This is a genomic window from Methylovulum sp. (genome assembly GCF_028687615.1).
Lineage (GTDB): Bacteria > Pseudomonadota > Gammaproteobacteria > Methylococcales > Methylomonadaceae > Methylovulum.
On the sequence record NZ_JAQTZU010000036.1, the window covers coordinates 1 to 22,620 of the forward strand.

Annotated in this window: 23 protein-coding genes and 1 pseudogene; 13 read left to right on the forward strand and 11 right to left on the reverse strand. The window is 54.9% G+C overall.

Annotated elements, in window-relative coordinates; all coding sequences use genetic code 11:
• On the forward strand, window positions 1-401 hold a 401-nt coding region (locus tag PHH59_RS15385), incomplete at its 5' end, for an IS1 family transposase (RefSeq protein WP_300018204.1).
• Here the strand turns inward: PHH59_RS15385 and arsS are convergent.
• The 9 genes and pseudogenes from arsS to PHH59_RS15430 all read right to left on the reverse strand — a co-directional run bounded on the left by arsS (window position 398) and on the right by PHH59_RS15430 (window position 8,389).
• A complete protein-coding gene (gene arsS, locus PHH59_RS15390; protein ID WP_300018207.1) occupies window positions 398-1,351 on the reverse strand; it encodes an arsenosugar biosynthesis radical SAM (seleno)protein ArsS in 954 nt (317 codons plus the stop codon). The two genes, PHH59_RS15385 and arsS, sit on opposite strands and share 4 nt — an antisense overlap.
• A 5-nt stretch (window positions 1,352-1,356) precedes the next feature.
• Window positions 1,357-2,040 (reverse strand): TIGR04282 family arsenosugar biosynthesis glycosyltransferase, encoded by a 684-nt coding sequence (locus PHH59_RS15395; protein ID WP_300018210.1) that lies wholly within the window; start codon window positions 2,038-2,040, stop codon window positions 1,357-1,359.
• An 11-nt stretch (window positions 2,041-2,051) separates the two neighbouring features.
• Window positions 2,052-3,107: a methyltransferase domain-containing protein gene (locus PHH59_RS15400; RefSeq protein ID WP_300018213.1), complete on the reverse strand. Its 1,056-nt coding sequence runs from the start codon at window positions 3,105-3,107 to the stop codon at window positions 2,052-2,054.
• A 307-nt stretch (window positions 3,108-3,414) separates the two neighbouring features.
• On the reverse strand, window positions 3,415-4,905 hold the full coding sequence (locus PHH59_RS15405; RefSeq protein WP_300018218.1) for a HAMP domain-containing sensor histidine kinase: 1,491 nt from the start codon (window positions 4,903-4,905) through the stop codon (window positions 3,415-3,417).
• The gene (locus PHH59_RS15410) at window positions 4,905-5,612 is read right to left on the reverse strand and encodes a response regulator transcription factor (protein WP_300018221.1); all 708 of its coding nucleotides are present in this window, start codon (window positions 5,610-5,612) and stop codon (window positions 4,905-4,907) included. Before PHH59_RS15410 ends, PHH59_RS15405 begins: the two co-directional genes overlap by 1 nt.
• 204 nt (window positions 5,613-5,816) lie before the next feature.
• Window positions 5,817-6,350, reverse strand: coding sequence for a DUF4158 domain-containing protein (locus tag PHH59_RS15415; protein WP_300018224.1), 534 nt, complete (start codon window positions 6,348-6,350; stop codon window positions 5,817-5,819).
• A gap of 164 nt (window positions 6,351-6,514) precedes the next feature.
• Entirely contained in the window at window positions 6,515-7,384 is an 870-nt protein-coding gene (locus PHH59_RS15420) for a universal stress protein (RefSeq protein WP_300018227.1), read from the reverse strand.
• A pseudogene (locus tag PHH59_RS15425) lies at window positions 7,384-7,743 on the reverse strand (STAS domain-containing protein); the annotation flags it as partial. The gene PHH59_RS15420 and the pseudogene PHH59_RS15425, both read right to left, overlap by 1 nt.
• A gap of 253 nt (window positions 7,744-7,996) precedes the next feature.
• Window positions 7,997-8,389, reverse strand: a complete 393-nt coding sequence (locus PHH59_RS15430; RefSeq protein ID WP_300018229.1) for a helix-turn-helix domain-containing protein — start codon at window positions 8,387-8,389, stop codon at window positions 7,997-7,999.
• A gap of 117 nt (window positions 8,390-8,506) precedes the next feature.
• Between PHH59_RS15430 and PHH59_RS15435 the strand changes: the two genes are divergently transcribed.
• Both PHH59_RS15435 and PHH59_RS15440 read left to right on the forward strand, forming a co-directional pair.
• The gene (locus tag PHH59_RS15435; protein ID WP_300018270.1) at window positions 8,507-8,932 is read left to right on the forward strand and encodes a DUF935 family protein; all 426 of its coding nucleotides are present in this window, start codon (window positions 8,507-8,509) and stop codon (window positions 8,930-8,932) included.
• A 430-nt stretch (window positions 8,933-9,362) separates the two neighbouring features.
• On the forward strand, window positions 9,363-10,778 hold the full coding sequence (locus tag PHH59_RS15440) for a phage minor head protein (protein ID WP_300018232.1): 1,416 nt from the start codon (window positions 9,363-9,365) through the stop codon (window positions 10,776-10,778).
• Here PHH59_RS15440 and PHH59_RS15445 read toward each other — a convergent pair.
• On the reverse strand, window positions 10,768-11,028 hold the full coding sequence (locus PHH59_RS15445) for a hypothetical protein (protein ID WP_300018235.1): 261 nt from the start codon (window positions 11,026-11,028) through the stop codon (window positions 10,768-10,770). The two genes, PHH59_RS15440 and PHH59_RS15445, sit on opposite strands and share 11 nt — an antisense overlap.
• 53 nt (window positions 11,029-11,081) lie before the next feature.
• Here PHH59_RS15445 and PHH59_RS15450 point away from each other — a divergent pair, with 53 nt between their 5' ends.
• The 3 genes from PHH59_RS15450 to PHH59_RS15460 all read left to right on the forward strand — a co-directional run bounded on the left by PHH59_RS15450 (window position 11,082) and on the right by PHH59_RS15460 (window position 13,151).
• Window positions 11,082-11,561, forward strand: a complete 480-nt coding sequence (locus PHH59_RS15450; RefSeq protein WP_300018238.1) for a phage virion morphogenesis protein — start codon at window positions 11,082-11,084, stop codon at window positions 11,559-11,561.
• A 234-nt stretch (window positions 11,562-11,795) separates the two neighbouring features.
• On the forward strand, window positions 11,796-12,584 hold the full coding sequence (locus PHH59_RS15455) for a hypothetical protein (protein WP_300018241.1): 789 nt from the start codon (window positions 11,796-11,798) through the stop codon (window positions 12,582-12,584).
• A 66-nt stretch (window positions 12,585-12,650) separates the two neighbouring features.
• The gene (locus tag PHH59_RS15460) at window positions 12,651-13,151 is read left to right on the forward strand and encodes a hypothetical protein (protein ID WP_300018244.1); all 501 of its coding nucleotides are present in this window, start codon (window positions 12,651-12,653) and stop codon (window positions 13,149-13,151) included.
• Between the two features lie 199 nt (window positions 13,152-13,350).
• On the opposite strand, the gene PHH59_RS15465 is transcribed toward PHH59_RS15460, so the two are convergent.
• A complete protein-coding gene (locus PHH59_RS15465) occupies window positions 13,351-13,548 on the reverse strand; it encodes a hypothetical protein (RefSeq protein ID WP_300018247.1) in 198 nt (65 codons plus the stop codon).
• 3 nt (window positions 13,549-13,551) lie between these two features.
• On the opposite strand from PHH59_RS15465, the gene PHH59_RS15470 reads away from it, so the two are divergent.
• The 7 genes from PHH59_RS15470 to PHH59_RS15500 form a co-directional block, all read left to right on the forward strand.
• Window positions 13,552-18,504: a phage tail tape measure protein gene (locus PHH59_RS15470; protein ID WP_300018250.1), complete on the forward strand. Its 4,953-nt coding sequence runs from the start codon at window positions 13,552-13,554 to the stop codon at window positions 18,502-18,504.
• Window positions 18,505-18,526: 22 nt separating this feature from the next.
• Window positions 18,527-18,691: a hypothetical protein gene (locus PHH59_RS15475; RefSeq protein WP_300018253.1), complete on the forward strand. Its 165-nt coding sequence runs from the start codon at window positions 18,527-18,529 to the stop codon at window positions 18,689-18,691.
• Window positions 18,688-19,296 (forward strand): DUF2460 domain-containing protein, encoded by a 609-nt coding sequence (locus PHH59_RS15480; RefSeq protein ID WP_300018256.1) that lies wholly within the window; start codon window positions 18,688-18,690, stop codon window positions 19,294-19,296. The genes PHH59_RS15475 and PHH59_RS15480 overlap by 4 nt, the downstream gene beginning before the upstream one ends.
• Window positions 19,293-20,111 carry a DUF2163 domain-containing protein gene (locus PHH59_RS15485; RefSeq protein WP_300018259.1) on the forward strand — a complete coding sequence of 273 codons (819 nt, stop codon included), beginning with the start codon at window positions 19,293-19,295 and terminating at the stop codon, window positions 20,109-20,111. Before PHH59_RS15480 ends, PHH59_RS15485 begins: the two co-directional genes overlap by 4 nt.
• An 11-nt stretch (window positions 20,112-20,122) precedes the next feature.
• A complete protein-coding gene (locus tag PHH59_RS15490) occupies window positions 20,123-20,542 on the forward strand; it encodes a hypothetical protein (protein WP_300018262.1) in 420 nt (139 codons plus the stop codon).
• 2 nt (window positions 20,543-20,544) lie between these two features.
• Window positions 20,545-21,816, forward strand: coding sequence for a phage tail protein (locus tag PHH59_RS15495; protein ID WP_300018265.1), 1,272 nt, complete (start codon window positions 20,545-20,547; stop codon window positions 21,814-21,816).
• Window positions 21,809-22,620 (forward strand): hypothetical protein (locus PHH59_RS15500; protein ID WP_300018268.1); only part of this gene is annotated, 812 nt, incomplete at its 3' end. The genes PHH59_RS15495 and PHH59_RS15500, both read left to right, overlap by 8 nt.

The window sequence follows — 22,620 nt, forward strand, 5'->3', positions numbered from 1 at the left end:
AGAACCCCAAGAAACAGCGTGTCAGCCTGGGACAAAAAAGTCTAATCGGCCGCCTGTTGCTTGAGCGCATCCCCTTGGCGGGTATAGCCCGTGTTGTCGGGGTTTCCGAGCGGTGGCTACAAAACTATGTGAACCGGCTTTATGCGCGGGTGCCCCGCCGGGTGGGGGCGAAGCCAAACCGAAGGACGGCCTTATGCCTGGAATGTGACGAACTGTGGTCGTTCGTCGGCAACAAAGGCAACAAACAATGGGTCTGGCTGGCTTTGGACAGGAAAACCCGCGCCATCATCGGCGTGCATGTCGGCGACCGCAGCCGGGCGGGCGCCTTACTTCATCGAATTTGTTTGAAGGGATGTCAAAAGACTTTTGGGCGGCTACTTAACTTCTTGAATAGGCGTTAAGCCAACCCGCCTTGGCAACTGGAGCCTTGCCCCGCCGTGCAGCCGTAACAATGGTCGGCGACGCGGATGTCGTCGGGAATGTTAGCTTGGCCCAGCAAATCTTCGATAGGAGTGCGCCGCCCCGCCAATGGCAACTCCAGCAATTGGTTGAAATCGCAATCGTAAACAAAACCCTGCCAATCCACGCTCAACAAACTACGGCACATGACGTGTTCTAGGTTGGCGGGCTGGTGCGCGTGTTTGAGCAAGGCCAGATAGCGGTCAAATTCTCCGCCCGCTTGTAACACCGCGCCGAAGCGTTGGATGGGCATGTTGGTGAGGGTGAACAAGCGGTTGAAGCGGATGCCGAATTCACTCTGTAGATATTGTTTATAGGCTTGTTCCAACGCGGCTTGCGGCGGCGGCAATACCGGCCCTTGCGGGTTGTAGGCCAGATTCAGCACCAGGCCCGTGCCTTCTTGCCCATAACCTAAGGCGTTAAGCTGGCGCAACGCGGTCAGGGAGTCCTGGAACACGCCTTTGCCGCGCTGGGCATCGACATTGGCTTCCAGATAACACGGCAAGGACGCGGTGATTTCCACTTGTTGCGCCGCCAAAAAGGCCGCCGTGCCGTGTTGGCCTGCCAGCAGCAACACCGTCAAATTGCAACGGTCGATGACCTGCAAACCTTGTTGCCGCGCCGCCGTGACCAACCAGCGGAAATCCGGGTTCAGCTCCGGTGCGCCGCCAGTCAAATCCAAGGTGGTCGCGCCGACTTGGGCGGCAAGCTGCAAGGCCGTTTGCATGGTCGCCCGCGCCATCAATTCCGTGCGTTTGGGGCCGGCGTTGACGTGGCAATGTTGGCAACTCAAGTTGCACAAATAACCCAAATTCAATTGCAAGATGTCAGTTTTGACGCGTTTAAGGGCGGGGAAATCGCTATTAAGCAACAAGGCTTTGCTGTCGCGCATGGTCATCACCAAGATTGCGGTGAAGGAAAAGAGAAGCTTGCCAAAAAATCCAGCAATTGGCGTTGTTCTGGCAGAGGTGTGGGTAATTGCTGCAAAGCTTGTTGTAAATCCCCTAGATCGGCGGCTTCGTCAACATCGCCCAGCGTCGGCAAGTGTTTTATTTCGCCCAAGTGCTTGATGTGCTTAAGCAACTGGCTGCCCGTGTCGGCGCGGCTGTAGCTTACGTCCGTCCAAATCCGTTCATCAATGGCGCAGTTGCCGCCAATCAGCCAAAAACCGCCGTCCGTACACGGGCCGTACACCAGCCGTGGTTGGCTGCCGCCGCCCAGCCAAGCTATTCCCTCGGACAATACCGCCAAGGTCATTTGCGGGCTGTCCGCACCGATTAGCATGACCGCGCCGTGGCGTTGTTGCAAAAACTGGTAAACCCGCGCCAATCGCTCGCCCAAGCCGCCGTCGCCTTGCGCGATGCAGGGCAAGGCTTGCCAATGGGGATGGTTTAAAGCCTCGGTTTCGGCGACGGCAAAATAGCCTTGCGCGGCGGGTGACAGTTGGCTGAGCGTGGCGGCGACCGTGTTCGCGGCCTGTAAATGGAAGGACTCCGCCGCGTCTTTGCCCAGCGTCGCCGCCAAACGGGTCTTGACGGGCGACAAGCCGGGGGTTTTGACAAAAATGGCAATGGCGGTCATGGCGTTTGCCATCAGCAACAAGCCGCCACCGCTTTAGGCGGCAAACCGGACAAATTGGGCGGTGAGCAATCGAACAGGCCAAAGTGGGTAGTTTTGTCGCCTATGATGGTGAAATACGGGGCGTAACGGCTTAAGCCCAGCATGTCGGCAGTGTTGCCGCACACCCGCAACGGTTTGCCGGTTTCAAACCAATGGTGGTCGTCCAACGCAAAAGCGTGGATATGGTTGGGTATCGCGCCATGATAAACGGCGATTTGTCCAAAATCTTCACAGCGGTCTTCCAAGAGCAGCTTGAATGCCCTAACCGTCACGGAACGGAAGTTCACCCTGCCGATTTTCGCGGCAACTTCGTCATCGTCCAAACTGATGGGCGTGGCGCTGATAATGCGTACATCGGGGCAAGCCAAGGTCTGCATCATGCGCCGGAAATCTTCCCAATACCACGCCCCGGCCAGGCATTCGCCGAGCAGCACCGGATCATCCTTAAGCGCATCCGGGATACGGCGGTCGGCATAGACATCGGAAAAATACAGCTCGCCGCCCGGTTTCAATACCCGGAAAATCTCCGCTAGCACCTTGGGTTTGTCCGCCGACAAGTTGATGACACAATTGGACACCACCACGTCGATGGAATTGTCGGCAATTCCCAAAGCCGCCAAATCTTCAATAGGGCCTAAACGGAATTCGACATTGCCTTGGGCATAGCCGTAACGCTGTTGGTGCCAATCACGATGGGCGTTGGCAACCGCCAATTGTTCGGCGGTCATATCCACGCCGATCACGCGACCGGATTCGCCGACCAAACGCGACAACAAATAACAATCGCGCCCCGAACCGCAACCTAAATCCAGCACTGTACAACCCTCCAGTGCAAGCGGCAGCGGCGAGCCACAGCCGTAAAACCGCCCGTTGACTTCAGGATGCACATCCGCCAACAACGTCCGCAGATACTTAGGTAGGGCGGTTATGCTGCAACAGGCACTGGTTTTTAAGTCCGCACTGGATTGCAAGGTTTGTCCGTAGTAGGTCTTAATAGCTTCGGCAGAAGTGTTGGTGTTGGTGGTCATAACAAGTTTTTGAAAAGTGGTGGGATGAAAATAGTGGGCGTGCGGCTATGCCTTTGCGTTGTATTGTCGCCGAAAATTATCACAAATCCATCACGAAGGCTTCAAATGCTTGTGATCCGCCGTGCTGATGGCCTACAAGAAAGGGAGGCGTTTGCGCACGCCTCCCCAGTTGACGGCATAATCGTGTGCTGCTGGAAGGGATGGCGGCGGCACTGATGGATTAGGTAGGATTGCCGCTACTGTCAAGGCAGCCCACGGCAATTTCCCGCCACGAATGGCCTCATTACAAACAGGGCGCGTATATGGCTTAATCCGGCATTCGGGCCGGCAAGCTAAAGCTGAATGCCGTGCCTTGCCCCAATTGGCTGTCCGCCGTGATGCCGCTGCCATGCAATTGCACAATCCGCTTGCAGATCAACAAGCCCAAACCGCCGCCACCGTGTTTTTTGCTGGCGTTTTGCCGCAACGGCGAATGGCGGTCAAATAGCCCCGCCAGTTGTTGCGGGCTGATGCCTTCGCCGGTGTCGGCGATGCGGAGGCTGACCGTGTCTGGACAAAGGCCGGGGCCGGGTTCGACGGTCACTGTAATGCTGCCGTTGGCAGGCGTATGGCGTAGCGCGTTATCCAGTAAATTGGTCAGCACCCGTTCGATCATGGCGATGTCGGCAAACACCGGCGTCAGTTCTTCCGGCCAAACTACGTTAATGTTCACTGGCTTGTTTTCGGCGCTGAGCTGGAATTTTTGCAGCACGTCTTGCGCCAGTTCCTGGATAAAAAACGTCTCGCAATTAGGACGGGTCGCTTCGCATTCCAGTTTGGCAAGTTCGAACAATTCGCCCGCCAATAAATTCACCCGTCGGCTTTGCCGCACCGCCACCGACAAGTAACGTTGCCGTTCCGCCAGCGGCAGATCGTCGGCCTTACGCAACACGGTTTCCAAATAGCCTTGCAAGGACGTAAGCGGGGTGCGCAAATCATGGGAGACATCGGCGATCATGTCGCGGCGCAGCTCGTCTTGATGCTTGATGAGCTGCATCTGGTTGCCGATGCGTTCGGCCATGCGTTCGAAGGTGCGGGCCAAGCGTCCGATTTCGTCGCTGCTCGCGGTAATTTTCGGGCAGACATGCAAACCGCCAACAAAATCCGCTTCCTCAAACGCCGCCACCGTGCAAGTCAACGCATCCAAACGACGGGTAATCGCCGCAAACACGCCCAAGCCCACCAACAGGGTCAACAGCAAAGCGCCCATCCCTACCCACATCGCGCTCTGAAAAACATGGCCTTGCCAAACCTGTTCCGCTTGTTGTTGGTAAGCATCGCCAGCCAAGATGATGTACAAAAAACCCAAGGGGATGCCGTCTTGCTGCAAGGCCGTCGCGCTGAACACACTGGGCTGTTCTGGGATACGCGGATTGTCGCCGGGCAGGGGCAAGGGCTGGTGTGCCAAAAAAGCACGGATGGGTTCCAGCCGTACTTGCGTCAGTTGCACACGTCCGGGCGGGGCTTGATGCGCCTTAATCACGCCGTCTTTATCCAGTAAATACACTTCAATGCTGGGATTGACCACCATCAGCATGTGAAACAACTCGCCGATGCCGACGGTATCTAGATTATTCGCCTTCACCAAGGGCCAATGGTCGGCGATATGCCGGGCCAAATCTTGGCTAAGGCGTTGCACGATTTCTTGTTGATGACGTTTGGCGGCAAAAAAATCCAAAGCACCGCACAACCCGCCAAACAGCAGGATCAATACGGCAAACGTCAAGGCGATACGGCTGTATAGGGATTTGAATTTCATTAAACGGCATCCCCGCCGTCGGCAAATTTGTAACCCACGCCCCAAACGGTTTGGATGAATTGTGGTTTGGCGGCGTCGCGCTCGATTTTGCCACGCAAACGGTTGATGTGGGAGTTGACCGTATGCTCATAGCCGTCATGCTGGTAGCCCCAGACTTGGTCAAGCAAGGCCAAGCGCGTGAAAGCCTTGCCCGGATGGCGGGCGAAAAACAACAACAATTCAAATTCTTTGGCGGTCAAAGTCACGGCTTGCCCGGCCAGTTTGACTTCGTGCTTGAGCGGGTCGATCAGCAAATCCTGGTAGGCCAGCACACCGGTTTTGGCCTGTAAACTGTGCTCAAGGGCATTAATGCGCCGGAACAAGGCGCGGATGCGCGCCGCCAATTCCGGCACCGAAAACGGCTTGCCCAGATAATCGTCCGCGCCCAGCTCCAAGCCCAGTACCCGCTGGTTTTCCTGGGATTTCGCGCTGATCATGATAATCGGCAGATAATTGGGCATCAGCCGGACTTGCCGGCAAATTTCCAAGCCATCCAAACCGGGCAGCATCAAATCCAGCACCAGCAAATCGTAAGCTTGTGATTTCAGTTTATGCAGGCCGCTTAAACCGTCGGTAGCCAGCTCGACTAAAAAACCCTCATCACGCAGGTTAATGTCGAGCATATCGCCAATATCAGGGTCATCTTCAATAATCAGCAGTCTTTTCATAGCGGAGTTAAGGCAAAGTTTCGGCATTATTACCAGCGAGCACGGGTTTGGCAATTCACTTTTTAGGGATAGTTTTGTGATAGTTTTGTGATTTTTCTGCCATGCAGGATAGGTAATGGCAATTTTGGTGCGTTAGCATAAAGCCAAGTCGCCCACATTTCGGGCCAACCTAATTGGATAGAACCCAATGATGCGGTTGCATTATCAACGCAATGTAGGCTTCTGGTAGTCCCGCAATCGGAATGATAATAGATTTGTCAATAAAATATTGCGATGACTGTACGCCTTGAAGTACGGGCATTCGACCCAATAAATCGGTAGGCTTGACCTTTTACAAATCATTCCGATTGCAGGACTACCCTCATTTGTAATGAGGGTCTTCGCTGTTTCGTCGAACGGGCTATAGCCAAAGTAGCCCAGGATCGCCCGCTGATGGCGGGCATAGGTTTCCTTGCTATAAGATTCGATGAAAACCTCAGATGGATCGACGCCGATTTGACGGGCGACATACTCAATATCCGTCTGGTGGACCTGCCGGACAAAGAATTTGCGCCGCGCCTTGAAGTAGCCCGCCACCACTAGAAAACAGACTTTATTAATAGGCATCCGCAAGTTCACCATTGAATCTTCGAGCAACAAGGGCAAGGAGAAAAACCGTTTGCGCTCGGCGCTGTTGAACACCGGTGGAGCATCAAATGCTTCCGCCTCCAGGGCATTGAAAATTTTCATTCTTGCCATGGGGCGAACTCACTGGCTGGAGGGAAACACAGAAAAAGGAAAAACTGTACGTTACCTTTTACTTTACAGTGCATTGCCGTGTATTCCAGTCAAGGCCGCCACTTGGAATGGCTTGAAAACAGCCCTTTATCTTGGCGCGCGTACCGATAAACTGATGAGAGGCTTTAACGAAGAAGCAACAGCGGCTTATGGCTGTGCGTCAGCATCTTTACGGTAAAGCTACCCAGCAACCAATCATGCAGACGGGTATGGCTGAAAGCGCCCATGACGGTCATGTCTATAGTGTGCTGCTCCTGATAATCGCATAACACCTGTTCGGGTTTACCCGGTAATGTTTTGGCGATGACTTCAATATTCCCGGTATTGACCAGTTTGTCCGCTGCTGCTTTAAGTCGTTTTTCCATTGCAGCTTCGTCTTTGCCAACGCAGAGCAGATGACACGTTAAGCCTTTGTACAGCGGACTATTGGCGACCATATCCACCGCCTTTTCTGCTGCCTGGCTATCATCATAAGCAATCATGATACGCTCAGGTGCCTTGAATTCGGCGTTGACTACCAAAATCGGCTTATGCAACGAACGGATAATCGATTCCAGCTTGGCGCCGATTTTATCGGGCTGGTTTTCATGGACTTTGCCGCGCACGCCGATCACCAGCACACGCAGGTCGCTTTCCAGTTCAATCAACGATTCAACCAGGCTACCGTGGCGTTGATTGATGATGGGTTCGAGAACACCTGCTTGCATGGCCCGTTCCCTGGCGGCTTGTAATATCTGCTTACCTTGTTGCAAACGCAATTTGCTGCGTTGCTGATCAAGTTGAATGATTTCATCCATTAAATGATCGCGGCTATCGACACCAATATTGCCGGTCAAATCGGTGTGATCGGCTATTTCAGGATGATGGTCGATGGTATGCAATAGTTTTAAAGGCGCATCCACTTTTTGCGCGATCCAGGCGGCGTAATCACAGACGGCGTTGCTTAAGGATGAGCCGTCGATGCCTGCCAGTACTAGATTTTGTGTGGTGTTCATTAATGGCCTCCCATAACTTTTTCGATTTCTTCAGGGTTATCGTGTATCGCAAAGCGGTCGATGATGGTGGTCGTGGCTTCGTTCATACCGATCAATTCCACATCAGCACCTTCACGACGCAGTTTGATCACCACCTTATCCAAGGCACTGACCGAGGTAATATCCCAAAAATGGGCGCGTTTTAGATCGATGGTCACTTTCTCCACCGCCTCCTTGAAATCGAAGCTGGCGACGAATTTGTCGGCCGAGTTGAAAAACACCTGGCCGATGACCTTGTAAGTGCGGGTGCCGCTGTCTTGATCGAGTTTCGATTCGACATACATGAAATGGCTGATCTTGTTGGCGAAAAATAACGATGCCTGATAGCTACGGGAATACTTGACGGTCAAAAATGCGCTACTCTCTTAATACTTGGACGCTTTTAGCGGGATATTGAGGGAATTACCGATTTATAGCAATATTTTTCAGTTACTTACAAACTGCCTAAATGGTACTTTTTAAATGGTACTTTTTAACCATTATCCCTTAACCCAAAGATCTTAATGACAGGCCTTTGGGTTTGTCTTTTTTAGGATATTTAGCACCCTCTAGTTCAGCTTAAGAACCCCGCTTTTAACCTACTTTTTTCCGTAACTGGTTGACTGTTTCAATCAGTTCGTTCATGCGTTTCTTGTTTTCGATATCCGCCAAAATCTCTTTTTGCTGGGCATCACTTAAAGCCTCGTACATTTCAATAATTGCTTCCGCTCTTCGTTCTGAAATGGGGTTTCTTCTCTGCTCTTCTCGATACATACCACCCTCCCCAGTTAAGACCCAATTAAAATCCAGATTTTCCGTACTTGAAAGCAAAAGAAGTTCTTCATAAGGCAGTGAGTTTGCTTTTTTTCGGCTATTAAATGTTGTTGTTTTCATATTTAATCGCTCAGCAAGCTCATAATCTGCTTTGATTTTTAATGCCTTTTTGACTCTATCAGTAACGTCATTAAAGTTAAATACGGCTTTCATGGATTTTTACCTTGTTAATCCGGTTATTTAGGATTATTATCTACCCATCATCCAAAAAACGGATGACACCCAGGCTAAACAATAGCGAAACCCCATCCAAAAGCAAGACCGGAGGCGATATGTGCGGACAGACCAAAGAGATTACCCGCCCGTTACGCCCACGACAAGCTAAAAATACCCGAACCTGAAGGTGGCGAGGCCATTTTGTCCGTTGCGGCGGCTTCCGTGCCTGTTGCACCGCCAGATGCACCTATGGCGGCGGCGACGGTCAACCCCCAAGCCAGCCGTATTTACACCCCTGTTTTTACCAAGCAACAACAAGCCGTAGAGAACCTGGGCGACCAGCTACTCGCGCAACTAGGCAGTCCCGTCAACGCCGAACTGATTAGAACCGCCATAAACGCCGCCTCAGACCCCGAAGACCTGGAGCAACGCCTGGCGGTGCTGATGTCCGGCAGCAGCCAGGACGAATTCGCCCAGGCGTTAAGCTACAGCCTGTTTGCCGCCGATATTTTGGGTTATGTGCACGGCATTGAAAGTTAATCCAGCAAGCAGCCGTAGGGCGGAATAGCGATAGCGTATTCCGCCGTATGGTTTGCGTCTCATCCGGCGCAATACGCCTATCGGCTATTGCGCCCTACGCGGCTGATATTTTGGGTTATGTGCACGGCATTGAAAGTTAATCCAGCAAGCAGCCGTAGGGCACAATAGCGATAGCGTATTCCGCCGTATGGTTTGCGCCTCATCCGGCGCAATACGCCTATCGGCTATTGCGCCCTACGCGGCTGATATTTTGGGTTATGTGCACGGCATTGAAAGTTAATCCAGCAAGCAGCCGTAGGGCACAATAGCGATAGCGTATTCCGCCGTATGGTTTGCGTCTCATCCGGCGCAATACGCCTATCGGCTATTGCGCCCTACGCGGCCTGTTTTTAGCGTCCAACTATTCCGTAAGCAATCAATTGAGGGATAAATGCCACCACCCCTAAGCTTTAATACCGATGGCTCACCCATCCATTTCCTTGAGGCAATACGCGCCGCAGAGGCCAGAAATATAGCCTTGCCGGATGTTTATTACGGGCAACTACAAGGCTTGGCGAGGCAAAAAGCTTTTTCCATTGCCGGCATTGCGGCGTATGACCAGCTAAGAGCCGTGCTGGATGATTTAAACCAAGCCCAGGCTAACGGGCAGACGTTTAAACAATGGCGGCGCAACCAGTCCGTAAAGGCTTTGGAGCTGCCTTTGTATCGGCTGGAAAATATTTTCCGCACCAACATCCAAGGCCAGTACATGGCGGGTCGATGGGAGCAAATTACCCGTACCCAAGATAGCCGTCCCTATCTGATGTACGACGCCATCAATGACAGCCGCACCCGTCCCGCGCACAAAGCCTTGGATGGCTTTATCCGTCCGGTGAATGACCCGATCTGGCGGCGCATCAGCCCGCTGAATGGCTACCGCTGTCGGTGCGGACTAATTAGCCTGACTGAAGCCCAGGCCAAAGCAAGGTCGGCAGATGGCAAGGGGATCGATAAAGTATACGACCCAGAAACAATGCAGCCAGATGCGGGCTGGGATTATTCGCCGCAAGATAGGTTGTTGGGTGTCAATAAGGCGATTGCCGATAGGCAGGGTGGTGGGGTACTATCATCGACGCTTGATGGCAAATTAAACGATGTGTTAATTATGAATACGGTAGACCTGCCAGAATTAGCCGCCGTCCAAAGAAAAATGCTTGAAATCGCAAGGGATAAGGCGGAATGGTTTCCGGTGGGTTTTGAGGGTCTTTATGCGGTCGCCAGAGATGACTTGTTTGCCGCAACAGCAGGAAACGCCATCCATTTCTCAATGGAGGGCAAGTTGGTGGCTGGCTTTAGGCCTGCCATAGATTTGGCTAGTGCGTTTACAAAGGCCAAAGTCGGCGGGCAGTTGACGTTTAACGAAGAATACGCGGTCGAAACGCTTTGGCACGAAATGAAGCACATGGCCTACAAGCATGAAACCGTGCCGACCAAGCCCGTCACGCGGACAGCCATGGAAGCGTCCGTGCAGTTCGTTGCCCGACATAGCTATCTGGCGCTGTTGCAGGAACTGGGCTTGAATAGCGCAAACCAAGCCGAAATCATTGTGGCGGGACATGCTTACGACGTGGAAGTGGCTAACTATAGGCAATTGCTAAAACAGCTTAAGATAGACATCGGCAGGGCAGTGGTTGTCATAGACAATGTGTTGAAAAATAATGCCGACACCAACGCACTGATTGCGGAGCTGGCCAGTGCGTTGGCCAAAGAATCCGGTATAGCAGATAGCCGTATCGAATACGGGCTTAAGCAATTGGACAGGGTGTCGGGTTTTTCCGAAAGGTTTAAGCAAAAGCTTAATTATTGACGATACAGCAATGCAGCCTTAACCGTTGCTGGCTTTTGGTGTCCAGACGACTAAAGAACCTGTCGGCTTGGGTCGTGTCGTTGCGTAATTGATACAGCTTGTGCAAATCAATAAGCGCGTCCGTTGCGCTTAAATGCGCCTCATAGTCGGCCTGGGTTTCGATGAAATCAAATATCGCCTCAAACTCATCATCCGTAATGCCATGATTAAAAATAGTTTCAAGCGGTTCGGTTTTTAGGATTGCGCTCATGTCATGCCCCTAGTGGATTTTCCGTCATCATACCAGCTTAGGTAAAAAACACCATGACCGCCGTTACCATTGATCTAAATGACCAGGCAATTATTAATGCCTTACGACAACTAACTTATTCCGCCAACCACCTAGAGCCAGCACTGGAAGAAATAGGCGCAGCAGTGCGGGCATCCATAGATCTAAATTTCACAGGGCAACATGATCCAAACGGCAACCCTTGGGAGCCGTTAAGCGAAGCGACTTTATTAAACAGAACCAGCGGGTCTGGGCAAATTTTACGCGACATGGGGTTGCTTAACCGCAGCATAACCTACAATGTCAAAGCCGAATCAGTGGAGATTGGTAGCATGTCAGTTGTTGACGGTACAAATTTAAAATATGCCAATATGATGCAATCTGGCGGCAAAAAAACCGACTTCCCCTGGCTCTGGGGCGACATCCCGGAGCGTCCGTTTGTCGGCGTTTCCGAGGCCGACAAAGTGCAGATTTTAGCTATTTTAAGCGGCTATCTTGAGCGTTCAATCGGATGATTTTTTTTAAAAACAGCCGCAAATCCTGCCGAAAAGCCATGCAAAGGCTTTTTCAACTCCGAAAAAACCATCCAAAAAAAGCCAGTAATTAATTGATTTAAAACCAGAATCGAGAAAACAAAAAAGCCATATCAAGGCAAGGGTAAAGCAGAAAACGCCGTATATCGCAAATATGGAAGGATTTAAACATTTTTAAAAAATCAAGTTTTTTTTAAAAAACACCCGCTTAGGCTGTTGAAAACACGCCAAAAACAACTATCCGCACCCCCTTCGTTTAGCCCTGGTAATAGAGTAAAAAAACAGGCTTTTACCTCCCGTCAAACAGCCGCCATAAAGCCCCTCGCCACCGCTTCGGCAATACGCGTATGGCTTATTTTTATCCCCCAAAATCCCTACACTAACGGCACACAAATTAGCTTAGTGGTGGGTAACAACCTAACTCTTGCCGTCGGCCCGGTGGCGACAGGGACCTATAAAACCGATGGCCAAGGCTGGTATCAATTCGCCGCCGCCGATGCCGGGGATACGGTGCGGATTAATTATGTGGTGGATTTTTATTACACCGTACCCAAATTGCGCGACTTACGCGGCAACATCCTGGAGGCCGATTTTTACAAATCCTGGGGGGTCAGGAACGCGCAGGGCAAACCCTTGCAACGCGTGGCGCTGCAAGTGCCGCTAATCCTGGGCACGGACCAGTACGCCGTAGATGCAAACGGCGTGTTTTATTTCGACTACACCAACGCCGGCGAAACATTTTATTTCGACACCGAGTTCGAGACCGACGGCGGCAGCCGCTTTGAGGTCAACCAAGAGGATATTGGCAGCGCGCCGCTGGTCAGGATAGCCCTGAGCAACAATGACATAGGCCAAGAAATGCTCTTGACGTTCGAGCAAGCGATGTGCGAGGGCATGGGGATTAAAACCAAAGCGGACGATGCCGGCGACGCCTTTAAATTTGTCTTTAAATGCGCTATAGACCGGGTGAGTCGCCGCAGCCATGCCATCAATATGTCTTCGTAGTATTTACAACCTTAGTGGGCCGGGCCGCCGGGCCCGGCATTTTAAACCCGTGGGAGGGTGTTTTGCATGGCTGACCGAATCACTATCAGCGTAGCAGGCAAAGGGCGGACGATTGCTGAGCCGCCCTTTTTTTTGCTCCGCCAAATCATTGACGCCTACAACGACATGGTAAGCGCACCGCCCGCACAGCTATCGGCGAGGGTGCGGCGGCTATTTATCCTAGTGTTTGGTTGGTGGCGGGGGAACTGGCTGTTCATGAGGCTAAAGCCGGCGGAATTGACGGGGTTTTTAGCCGCGCTGCCTGCACAAATCGGCCTGGAACCGGGTTCCAAGGCGGCGACGGACGCATCGTCATGGGGCGATGTCTACGCGCATTTGTCAGCGACGTTCAGTTGGGATTACGACGCTATAGACCAACACATGACCCTGGGCAGGCTCAAAGCCATGCAGGGCTACCTAAAAAACAACCCGCCCACGCATTTGCTGGTGGCGGCGTATCTAAACTATGAGCCGCCGCTGACCCCGGCGGAGAAACGCAAGCGGTTTTTTGAGCGCTTTTCCAGGTAGCCCGCTGATTATTTGCCCACCCCAATACCTCAATGCTATTAAGTTAAGGAGTTATTTTTAAAATCAATTCGTTGAGAAATCTGTAAAACACCTTTTGTAGGGTGCAATAGGCGATAGCCGTATTGCACCGCATGTTGGATTTCAAGCATCCGGCGCATTACGCTATCGCTAATGCGCCCTACAATATCTAGGCAACGGATTAACGCCAATGCCAGCGCCGCCCTCCGCTTATTAGGGACCGTAAAAAACCCAACACCGCCCACACCAGGACCACTAGGGCGGACAAGCCCAATACCAAGCCCAGCGGCGGGACAAGGATAGCCAGCAGCGGGAAAACAGGTGCCAACAACGCCACCGCCAAACCCAGCAACGACATATTAATAAAGAATTTACGCATACTATGAGTGATTTAGAGCTAAGGTTACGCGTGTCCGCCCAGGCGGGCGATGCGATCAGGTCATTCGGCGAACTGCGCCGCTCAGTCGAGGCGACCGGACGGGTTGCCGCCGCCGCATCGACGGAGGCGACGCGGCTGGCGCAAGCTTACCACACCAACCGGCAGGAAACCGAGGCTTTGGCGGTGCAGCAGGCGCTAGGGCGGCGCGAACTGGACAGGCTAGCGCAAACGGCGGGCCGGACATCGCCGGAGTACCGCGCCTTGGCGGCGGAACTGCGGCAAACGGCGCAGGAGTTGCGCGATAGCGAGAGCGCCACGCGGCAATCCGAGCGGGCCTTTGCCGCCGCCAGGCAGCGGGCGGCCCAATTGCAACAGCAACTGGACACGATGCGCGAATCAGTGCACCGTCACCGTGAGGAGCTCAGGGCGCAAGGTGTGGATGTCGGCAACTTGTCCAGCGAATACATCCGTCTGCGCCGGGAGGCCGAAGCGGCGCAGGCCGCACAGTCCGGGCGGCGGCAAATCGCCAATGACCGCAACACCTTGGGTTTGACCGCCCACGGCGACACCCGTGGGCGGATGGCGGACATTGAGGCGGCGCTGGCCCGCCTACGCCAATCCGGGCAACTGACCTTTGCCGAAATGGCGCAGGCCGAACTGCGGGCAAGCGAGCTGTCGCAAGAACTGGCACATGACCTGAACGGCGTGGGCGAGAGTTTTGCCGGCCTGCAAAATGACCTGCTGCAATTCGGCGCGGCCTTGGCGGTGGTGTACGCGACAGCCGACCAAGCCATTAAATTTGAATCCGGCTTTGCCGGGGTCGCCAAGGTGGTTGACGCATCAACCGGGGAACTGGCGGCCTTGAGCGACGAGCTGCTGAAGATGACCCGCAGCCTGCCCAATGCCGCCAGCGAAATGCTGGACATTGCGGCATCGGCAGGCAGCCTGGGCATTGCCGCCGATGAGGTGGGCGCATTTACCGAAGGGGTCGCCAAACTGTCCGCCGCCTTCCAGATGGAGGTGCAAGCAACCGCCGACTATGCCGCCGGCATTAAAAACGGCTTTGGTTTGACCGTTAAACAAGTGCTTGAACTGGGTGATGCGGTCAATACGCTGGGCAATAAATATGCGGCGACTGAAAACGATATTTTAAATGTGGACGCCCGCATTGCCGCCAGCGCCAAAACCTTTGGCTTGAGTGCGGAACAGGCGTCGGCGTTGGCCACCACGCTATTAAGCCTGAAAAACCCGCCGGAAGTGGCGGCGACGGCGATCAACGGCCTGCTGTCGCGCTTGCAGTCGGCGCGGGTGCAGTCGCCGGAATTCCAAAAAGCCTTAAGGGCTATCGGTATTGACGCCAACCAACTGGCGACCGATATTGCCGCCAACCCGCAAAAAGCCCTGGACGGATTTTTGGCGACCTTAACCAAACTGGACAACGCCAGCTTGGCGGAAGCCACCAACCAATTGATTGGGCAAGGGGGCGATGCGACAGCCTTGCAGCAATTGGTGCAAAACCTCAAGCAATATCAGGCGGCGGTCGGTACAGCGACGGACAAAACCCAAACAGCGGGCGCGGTGGAGCGCGAATTTGCCGCGCAAATGGCAACCACGGACGCGCAGCTTAAATTAGTTAAAAATGCCGTGGTCGAGTTGGCGGTCAATGTCGGCGCCACTTTGTTGCCCGCGATAACCGGCGCCGCCAATGCCATCAAAACGTTCATTAACGCGCTGGCGGATGCCGCCAAAGCCAACCCGGAGCTGGCCAAAACGCTGGCTATTTTTACCCCGCTGATTGCCGGGGCTGGTTTGCTGCACGGCATCGGCCTACGGCTGGCGGTGATGTGGGGCACGGTGACGGCGGCCTTTGCGGCGGGCGGGGCGGCGTCAGTCGCTATGTCCGGCGGCCTGGGCACGGTGTTGGCGGGGGTGTTGCGGCTGATCGGCGGGCCTATTGGCCTGTTGATCCTTGGCCTGACCACGCTGGCGGACTGGTGGGGGCGTAATAAAGATAAAGAGGTCGCCTGGGGCGGCGAGTCGGTGACGGTGTCGGACATTGTGCGCACCGCCTGGGGCTATGTGATGCGGGCGGCGGCTGGGATGCAGGCGTTTTTAGCCGACCGCTTCGGCATCATGGGGGATGACCTAAACCGCTATGCCCAAGGCGTTAAGGATGCAGTCAATTTTGTCATCGGCGTGTTTACAGGCTTGGGCAACGGCATCGGCGAGGGTCTGGCGGTGTTTGTGGAGGATGTGCGCCGTTATTTTTCCCAGGCGGTCAAACTGGCGCAGGCGGCGGGGGATGACATTCAAGCCGCTATGCGCCTGGATTTTAGCGGCGCCCATGTCGCCGCACAAATGGCGGTCAACGGACAGGAAAACAAAGCCGCGAAAGAGCGGCAAAACGGCGCGGGTTTTAGCCACGGCCTGGGCACGGCGTTTGATTCCGCCACTAAAGGCGATGCCGTTGGCAGCGGCATACAGTCAGTCGTATTTAAGACCGGACAAGCTGTTAGCGATTGGACTACACAATGGCGCGGTGAGTTTCGGGCGCAAATAGCGCAGGATAAAGCGCAAGCGGACGCCAAAGCCGAAGCCAAAAAAAAGCAGGATAAAGAAACCAATAGCACGGCGGGCAGTGGTGGTAATGGTGCAGACAAAGGCGGTGCAGACAAAGGCCGCCATATTGACTGGGGCAAAGACGGCGCCGCCGCAGGGACGGCCGGTGCCAGAGGGTCAAGCGGCACCCAGGGTGCAGACACTGGACAAGCCGCCATCCGCAACCAGCAAACAGCGTTGGATGCGGCTCACCAGCAGGATTTACAACGTCTACAAAACGGGCGCGACGCCAAGGATTTGGCATTAAAGCAGCAGGTGGCGGCGGAAACCTTGACGGAAACCAACTACCGCACCCAAGTGCTGATGCTGGACAAAACCACCTTGACCGAGGAATTGCGGTTAAAACGCCAGCACCTTATTACAATCGCCGGGCTTGAGAAGCAAGCGGTGGCTACCGACAACAATGCTAAAGATGCCGCCCAAAAGACCCAGGCCATTGAGCAGGATTTACAGGCCAAGCTCGACCAGTTGCGGATGGATGGCGAAGCCAAAGGCATTGCATTACAAGGCCGTGAGCTGGAAAACGCCCGCGCCAATGCCGACGCCCAAAAAGCACTGGCGGCGGAACTAAGCCGGGCGCAACAGGCCGCCGCCTTGTCCGACTTGGACTTCAAACGCCAAACGGCCGACCAGGAACTGGAGCTGGGCAACATCACCCAAGAACAGCATCTTGAGCGGCTACGGGAGTTGGCCGCCGAGGAGTTGGCGTTGCGCCTGAAGCTACTGGAAGATGAGCGCAAACTGCACCCGAACGAACCCGTGTCCCAGGCCAAAATCAGTACCGAACAGCAACAGGCGATGATTGAATTTAAAGGGAAATGGGCGGGTTTTGACACAAAAGCCATAAAAAATGACATGGAAACGGCGGCGGGTTTTTTCCAGCCGCTACAAAACGCCATGAACCAATCGGTCAATGGCGTGTTGACCGGCCAGCAAACCATCACCAAAGCCGTGCGCAACGCGGCCAAATCCATATTGCTTAGCTACGCCTCGACCTTTTTGCAGGAACGGGCTATGTCGCTGGCACATTGGGCATGGGAAAGTGCGCACTTGTTGCTTAATTCCAGACAACAACAAGCCCTAAAGAAAGGCGATCTGGCCTGGACGATACTGTTGTATGCTAAAGAAAAAGTCGTTAAGGCCGGACAATGGGCTTGGGAGCAGCTACACTTTAGGTCAAAAGAAGCGGATAAAATAGCGGATAAAATAGCGGGCGAGGTGGCGCAGACCGGAGCGCAGGAGGTGGGCGACGTGGCACGCACCGCCTCCACCATCACCGCCGAAGAAACCAAAAAAACCGTCACCGCCGAAACCGCATCAAAATCCATCATGGCCAAGGCTTACGACGCGGCGGCGGGCGTGTATCAATCACTGTCCGGCATACCTTATGTCGGCTGGATATTGGCGCCGATTGCCGCCGCCGCCACCTTCATCACCGTGGCGGGCTGGGCGGCGGCGGTAGGCTCGGCAAAAGAAGGGGAATGGGAAGTCGGCAAGGATGAAAGCCCGTTCCTGCTGCACCGCAAAGAGTCCGTGCTGCCGGCGGGTGTGGCGGAAAATTTCCGCACCGTAGTCAATATCGTCAAATCTTATGTCACGACCGACATGGATAAACCCTTGCCAGTCGCCGCAGCACCAGCCGCAGCACCCGCACCCGCAGCACCCGAAACTGACAAACCCTTGACCGGAATAGCCGCCCCCGCATCCGTCATTGACAGACCCTTGCCAGCCGCCGCAGCACCAGCCGCAGCACCCGAAACTGACAAGCCACTGACCGGAATAGCCGCCCCCGCACCCGTCATTGACAAACCCTTGCCAGCCGCCGCAGAACTAGCCGCAGCACCCGAAACTGACAAGCCCTTGACCGGAATAGCCGCACCCGCACCCGTCATTGACAAACCCTTGCCAGCCGCCGCAGCACCCGTACCCGGTGATAAAACCCTGCCAGCCGCCGTAGCACCCGAAACTGACAAGCCATTGACCGGAGTAGCCGCACCCGCACCCGTCATTGACAAACCCTTGCCAGCCGCCTCAGAACCAGCCGCAGCACCCGAAACTGACAAGCCCTTGACCGGAGTAGCCGCACCCGCACCCGTCATTGACAAACCCTTGCCAGCCACCGCACCTGCACCCGAAATAAACAAACCCTTACCTGTAAGCCGCACCCGGCACGGACAAACCTCTGTCCAGGGTAGCCGCCGCCGTCGAGGGCTTAAAGGCCACCGGCCAACTACATGGCAACTGGTCCCTACCCGCCAGCGTTACCGGCATCCCTGGGCAATCCGCCCAACAAGCGGCGACCCTAGCCAAAGCCGCCAGACAAGCCGAAGACAATAGTCGTGGCGGGCAACTGCTGGCATTGCAGATTGCCGCCCAACAGCCCGCAGCCCCCCCTCCACGCCGCACCCGCGATGAATTGCGGGTGACGACCATATCCGCCAAAGACCTGTTTGCCGAGCAATCCGGCACCCTGGTCAAGCAGTTGGGCAAAGAGGCCCGGCGTTTCAACAAGGGGGCGCGATGACATTATTAGCGTTCCCGGACTTGCCCGGCATTGATGTTGCCGTATCCAAACGTCCGGAAATTAAAACCGAAGTGTTCACCAATCCCTTATCGGGGCGGGAGAGCCGTTTGCGCTTCCAACTTTATCCAAAATACATTTTTAAACTATCGGTCAATGCCTTGTTTGAGAGCAGTGATGCCGAGTTCCAGGTGTTGATGGGCTTTATGGTGCAGATCGGCGGGCAAGCATCCGCCTTTTTGTACAAAGACCCTTTTGACAGCCAGATTGTCGATGAAGTATTGGGCGCAGGCGATGGCACCCGCACCGACTACCCCTTGCAGCGCACCTTTGGGGGATTTACAGAAGCGGTGCATAATCCCGATATGGCCGACATTGCCGTGTCTATCGACTGGGTGGTGCAGGATGCGGCGGCCTACACCGTCACTGCATCCGGCGTAGTGCAATTTAACATACCCCCCGGCAACGGCGCCGTGGTGTCCTGGACGGGCGGCTATTTTTATCGTGTGCGCTTAATGGCAGACGGTTATGATTTTGTCCGTGTCGCCACGAACGTCTATGAGTGCACCGACATTGAGTTTGTCGGCAGCGTGAGGAATCTGGTATGAAGACGGCGTTGGCGGGTGTGCCGGAATTGCCCGACGGAGTGGTCACCGAACTGTACGAAATCACCCTGCCGGATGGCACAGTGCTGCGCTACACCTTGCTGGATGCTGATGTGTCCTGGGGCGGGCACACTTATTTGTCGGGTATTTTTAACCTGGAACGCGGCGCGATTAAAACCAGCACCGGCGTGGAGGTGGACGATGTGGAGCTGACGATTTACCAGCACGGCGCCGATACCATCCAAAGCGTGCCGTTCCCGGTATTTACGCTGAACGGGGGCTTCGACAAAGCCTGGATAAGCATCTGGAGGGCGAGGCAAGCACGGGTGACGCATCTATTTAAAGGTATGGTCAGTGATGCAGGATGCGATGCGACAAAAATCAAACTGACCTTAAGCGCGCCCACGGTGTTGCTAAATGTTGATATGCCGCGCAATTTATACGCGGCGAGCTGCATTTATACGGTTTATGACACGGGCTGCGGACTAAGCAGAACGGCGCAGGCGGTGGACGCCATTGTATCGCCAGGCGCCGACACCCGCTCCATCCATTGTAATTTGACCCAGGCGGATAATTATTTTGACATAGGCAAGCTCCAGTTCAACAGCGGGGCCAACGCCGGAGTGGTACGCTCGGTGCGTGACTACCAATCCGGCACGGTGGTTTTAAATTATCCCTTGCCGGTGGCGCCTGCCGCCGGCGACACGTTCACAATCTGGCCCGGTTGCGATAAACGGCGGGTGAGCTGCCAGGCGTTCGGCAACGAGCCGCGCTATCGCGGCTATCCTTATATGCCGAAAAAAGAGGGCAGCATCTAATGGTGGGGGTAATGGATAAACGCCAGGCGGTGATCGATGAGGCGCACCGTTGGTTGGGCGCACAATGGTGCCATGCCGCCCGGGTGCGTTATCTGGCGGTGGATTGCGGGCAGTTGTTACTGGATGTGTATGTGCAGGCGGGGTTGATTGAGGACGTGGTAGTTACGGGCTATCCGGCGCAATGGGCCTTGCATCATGACGAGGAGCGGTATTTAGCGGTTGTCGAGCGTTATGCCCGGCGTATCGATTGCCCGTTACCTGGGGATATAGTGGTGTTTAAACGGGGACGCACCTTTAGCCACGGCGGCATTGTTGTCGATTGGCCCGTTATTATCCATGCCGACAGGGGCGAGAATGTGGTGTTGGCCGATGCCTCGGTGGGCACGCTGGCCGCCAGGGACAAATTATTTTACAGTGTTTTTGAGGGCTAATTATGGATGGTGGTGGTGGTGGCGGTTACGATGCGCCAAAATTATCGGCGATTGCCGTGCAGTCAATAGGCTACGGTACGCCGGTGCAGGTGCTGATGGGCACGGATAGGGTATCGCCCATCCTGGGCTGGACAGCCAATTTCCGGCGGGTGGAAAAAGACAGCGGCGGCGGCAAGGGCATGGGTGGCAGCGGCGGCAAGCAGACCGTATATTATGCAGATGTGCTGATGTTTGTCTGCGAAGGCCCTATCCGTGGCTTTGGTCGGGTTTGGCGCGACAAGAAAAAACACGACACGCTTGCCAAAGCGGGTTTTAGTTTTTCCAACACAGGGCTTAGGCCGCAGGCGGCCTGGGGGAATTTGACCGTCAATTTCCCGGCCCAGGCATTGGCTTACAGCGGCACGGCGCTGGTGGCGGCAAGCAGTTATGAGTTGAGCGACGGGGCGACGCTGGGCAACCATGCCATTGAAACCTTCGGACTACTCACCAGCGCCGGCCCCGCCGCCCAAAACCATCTGGACGCGCATATCCAAGATGTCATCAGCGAGTTTTTGACCAACCCTTATTGGGGGGCGATCAGCAGCCAAAGCGCGCAAATCATGCTGGACACCGCGCATTGCCATGATTATTGTCGGGCGAGGGGTTTGCTGGTCAGCCCGCTGCTCAGTTCCGTGCGCCCGGCGCATGAGTATCTGGCCGAGTGGGCGCAAATCGCCAACGCCGGCATCGTCTGGAGCGAGGGCGTTTTAAAATTCCGCCCCTACGCCGACCATGCGTTCAGCGGCGATTTTGGCAGTTATGCGCCGGACACCCAAATCCGCCGGCATTTCGATGCAGACGACGGCGCGGTGTATGAGCATATCGAGCCGACGCGCAAAAAACCGCAGGATTGCTACAACTCGGTGGCCGTGAAATACCTTAACCGCGCCCGCGAATACAACGAGTCCATCATCAAAAAAGATGATTTGGCCGCCATTGATGCGGACGGGTTGCGCCCGGCGGAGGATATTGAACTGGAGTGCATCAAGCTTGCTAACGTGGCGGCGATTGTCGCCTACACCCAGTTGCAACGCTATTTGTACATCCGCAACCAATACCGGATAACGACTGATTGCGACGCCGATTTGCTCGAGCCGGTGGATTTTATCACCGTGTCCAGCGCCGGGCTGGGCTTGGTCAACCACCGTTGCCGCATTGTATCAATTGATGACAACCAGAACGGCAGCCTGACGCTGAGCGTTGAAGACGCGCCTATAGGAGCTTACAGTGGCTAGATATGATAGTGAAGAAGGGGATGGCTATTCACCAAACCATGCGGCCGTGCCCGCGCTGGTCAACCCGCCGGTGATATTTATCGCCCCGTCGGAACGCACCGCCGGGAGCGGCGAAATCTGGGTGGCGGTCTCCTGCAACGATGCCGAATACGGCGGCTGTGCCGTCTGGGTGTCCAATGACACCGGCACTTATTACCAGATCGGCGAACTGCAAGGCCAATCCACCCAAGGCTTGTTGGTGGCGGCATTGCCCGCCGCCACCGGGGTGGATACCGCCAATCTGCTGCAAGTGGATTTAAGCATGTCGAGAGGGGTCTTGGAGGCTGTCAGCCAGCAGACCGTGGACCGTATAGACAGCCTCTGTTATGTCGGCGGCGAGCTGTTGGCGTACCGCGATGCAGTACCTATGGGAGCGGGTCAATACAACCTAGGTTATCTGCGGCGCGGCATGTTTGGCTCCGTGCCGGGCGCGGCTAGCGGGGCGGACTTCGCCTTGCTGACCGGGCCTGTTTTCCACTACCGCTTCAACAAAAACGCAGTGGGCGGGGACATACATTTTAAATTCCAGGGCTTTAACCTGTACGGCGGCGGCCTGCAGGATTTGGCGGATTGCGTGGCGTACAGCGTCGGCGTAACCCATGATGGCGGGATAAAGGCCCTGCTCAGCGACATCCCCATCTACACCGCCGGGGACAATATCAGCATTGTCGATCATGTCATCTCGGCAACCGGCGGTGGCGGTGGCGTTAATATCGCCATGAATGACCAAATCACGGGCGCCACCGCCACGATTGTCGGCTCGCT

Excerpts from the sequence above, each read along its gene's own strand:
- PHH59_RS15480 (WP_300018256.1), top strand. The coding sequence starts at position 18,688 with ATGACATTATTAGCGTTCCCGGACTTGCCCGGCATTGATGTTGCCGTA.
- PHH59_RS15465 (WP_300018247.1), bottom strand. The coding sequence starts at position 13,548 with ATGCGTAAATTCTTTATTAATATGTCGTTGCTGGGTTTGGCGGTGGCG.
- PHH59_RS15495 (WP_300018265.1), top strand. The coding sequence starts at position 20,545 with ATGGATGGTGGTGGTGGTGGCGGTTACGATGCGCCAAAATTATCGGCG.
- PHH59_RS15485 (WP_300018259.1), top strand. The coding sequence starts at position 19,293 with ATGAAGACGGCGTTGGCGGGTGTGCCGGAATTGCCCGACGGAGTGGTC.
- PHH59_RS15450 (WP_300018238.1), top strand. The coding sequence starts at position 11,082 with ATGACCGCCGTTACCATTGATCTAAATGACCAGGCAATTATTAATGCC.
- PHH59_RS15400 (WP_300018213.1), bottom strand. The coding sequence starts at position 3,107 with ATGACCACCAACACCAACACTTCTGCCGAAGCTATTAAGACCTACTAC.
- PHH59_RS15420 (WP_300018227.1), bottom strand. The coding sequence starts at position 7,384 with ATGAACACCACACAAAATCTAGTACTGGCAGGCATCGACGGCTCATCC.
- PHH59_RS15410 (WP_300018221.1), bottom strand. The coding sequence starts at position 5,612 with ATGAAAAGACTGCTGATTATTGAAGATGACCCTGATATTGGCGATATG.
- PHH59_RS15405 (WP_300018218.1), bottom strand. The coding sequence starts at position 4,905 with ATGAAATTCAAATCCCTATACAGCCGTATCGCCTTGACGTTTGCCGTA.
- PHH59_RS15415 (WP_300018224.1), bottom strand. The coding sequence starts at position 6,350 with ATGGCAAGAATGAAAATTTTCAATGCCCTGGAGGCGGAAGCATTTGAT.
- arsS (WP_300018207.1), bottom strand. The coding sequence starts at position 1,351 with ATGCGCGACAGCAAAGCCTTGTTGCTTAATAGCGATTTCCCCGCCCTT.
- PHH59_RS15445 (WP_300018235.1), bottom strand. The coding sequence starts at position 11,028 with ATGAGCGCAATCCTAAAAACCGAACCGCTTGAAACTATTTTTAATCAT.
- PHH59_RS15430 (WP_300018229.1), bottom strand. The coding sequence starts at position 8,389 with ATGAAAGCCGTATTTAACTTTAATGACGTTACTGATAGAGTCAAAAAG.
- PHH59_RS15490 (WP_300018262.1), top strand. The coding sequence starts at position 20,123 with ATGGATAAACGCCAGGCGGTGATCGATGAGGCGCACCGTTGGTTGGGC.
- PHH59_RS15440 (WP_300018232.1), top strand. The coding sequence starts at position 9,363 with ATGCCACCACCCCTAAGCTTTAATACCGATGGCTCACCCATCCATTTC.
- PHH59_RS15460 (WP_300018244.1), top strand. The coding sequence starts at position 12,651 with ATGGCTGACCGAATCACTATCAGCGTAGCAGGCAAAGGGCGGACGATT.
- PHH59_RS15395 (WP_300018210.1), bottom strand. The coding sequence starts at position 2,040 with ATGACCGCCATTGCCATTTTTGTCAAAACCCCCGGCTTGTCGCCCGTC.
- PHH59_RS15470 (WP_300018250.1), top strand. The coding sequence starts at position 13,552 with ATGAGTGATTTAGAGCTAAGGTTACGCGTGTCCGCCCAGGCGGGCGAT.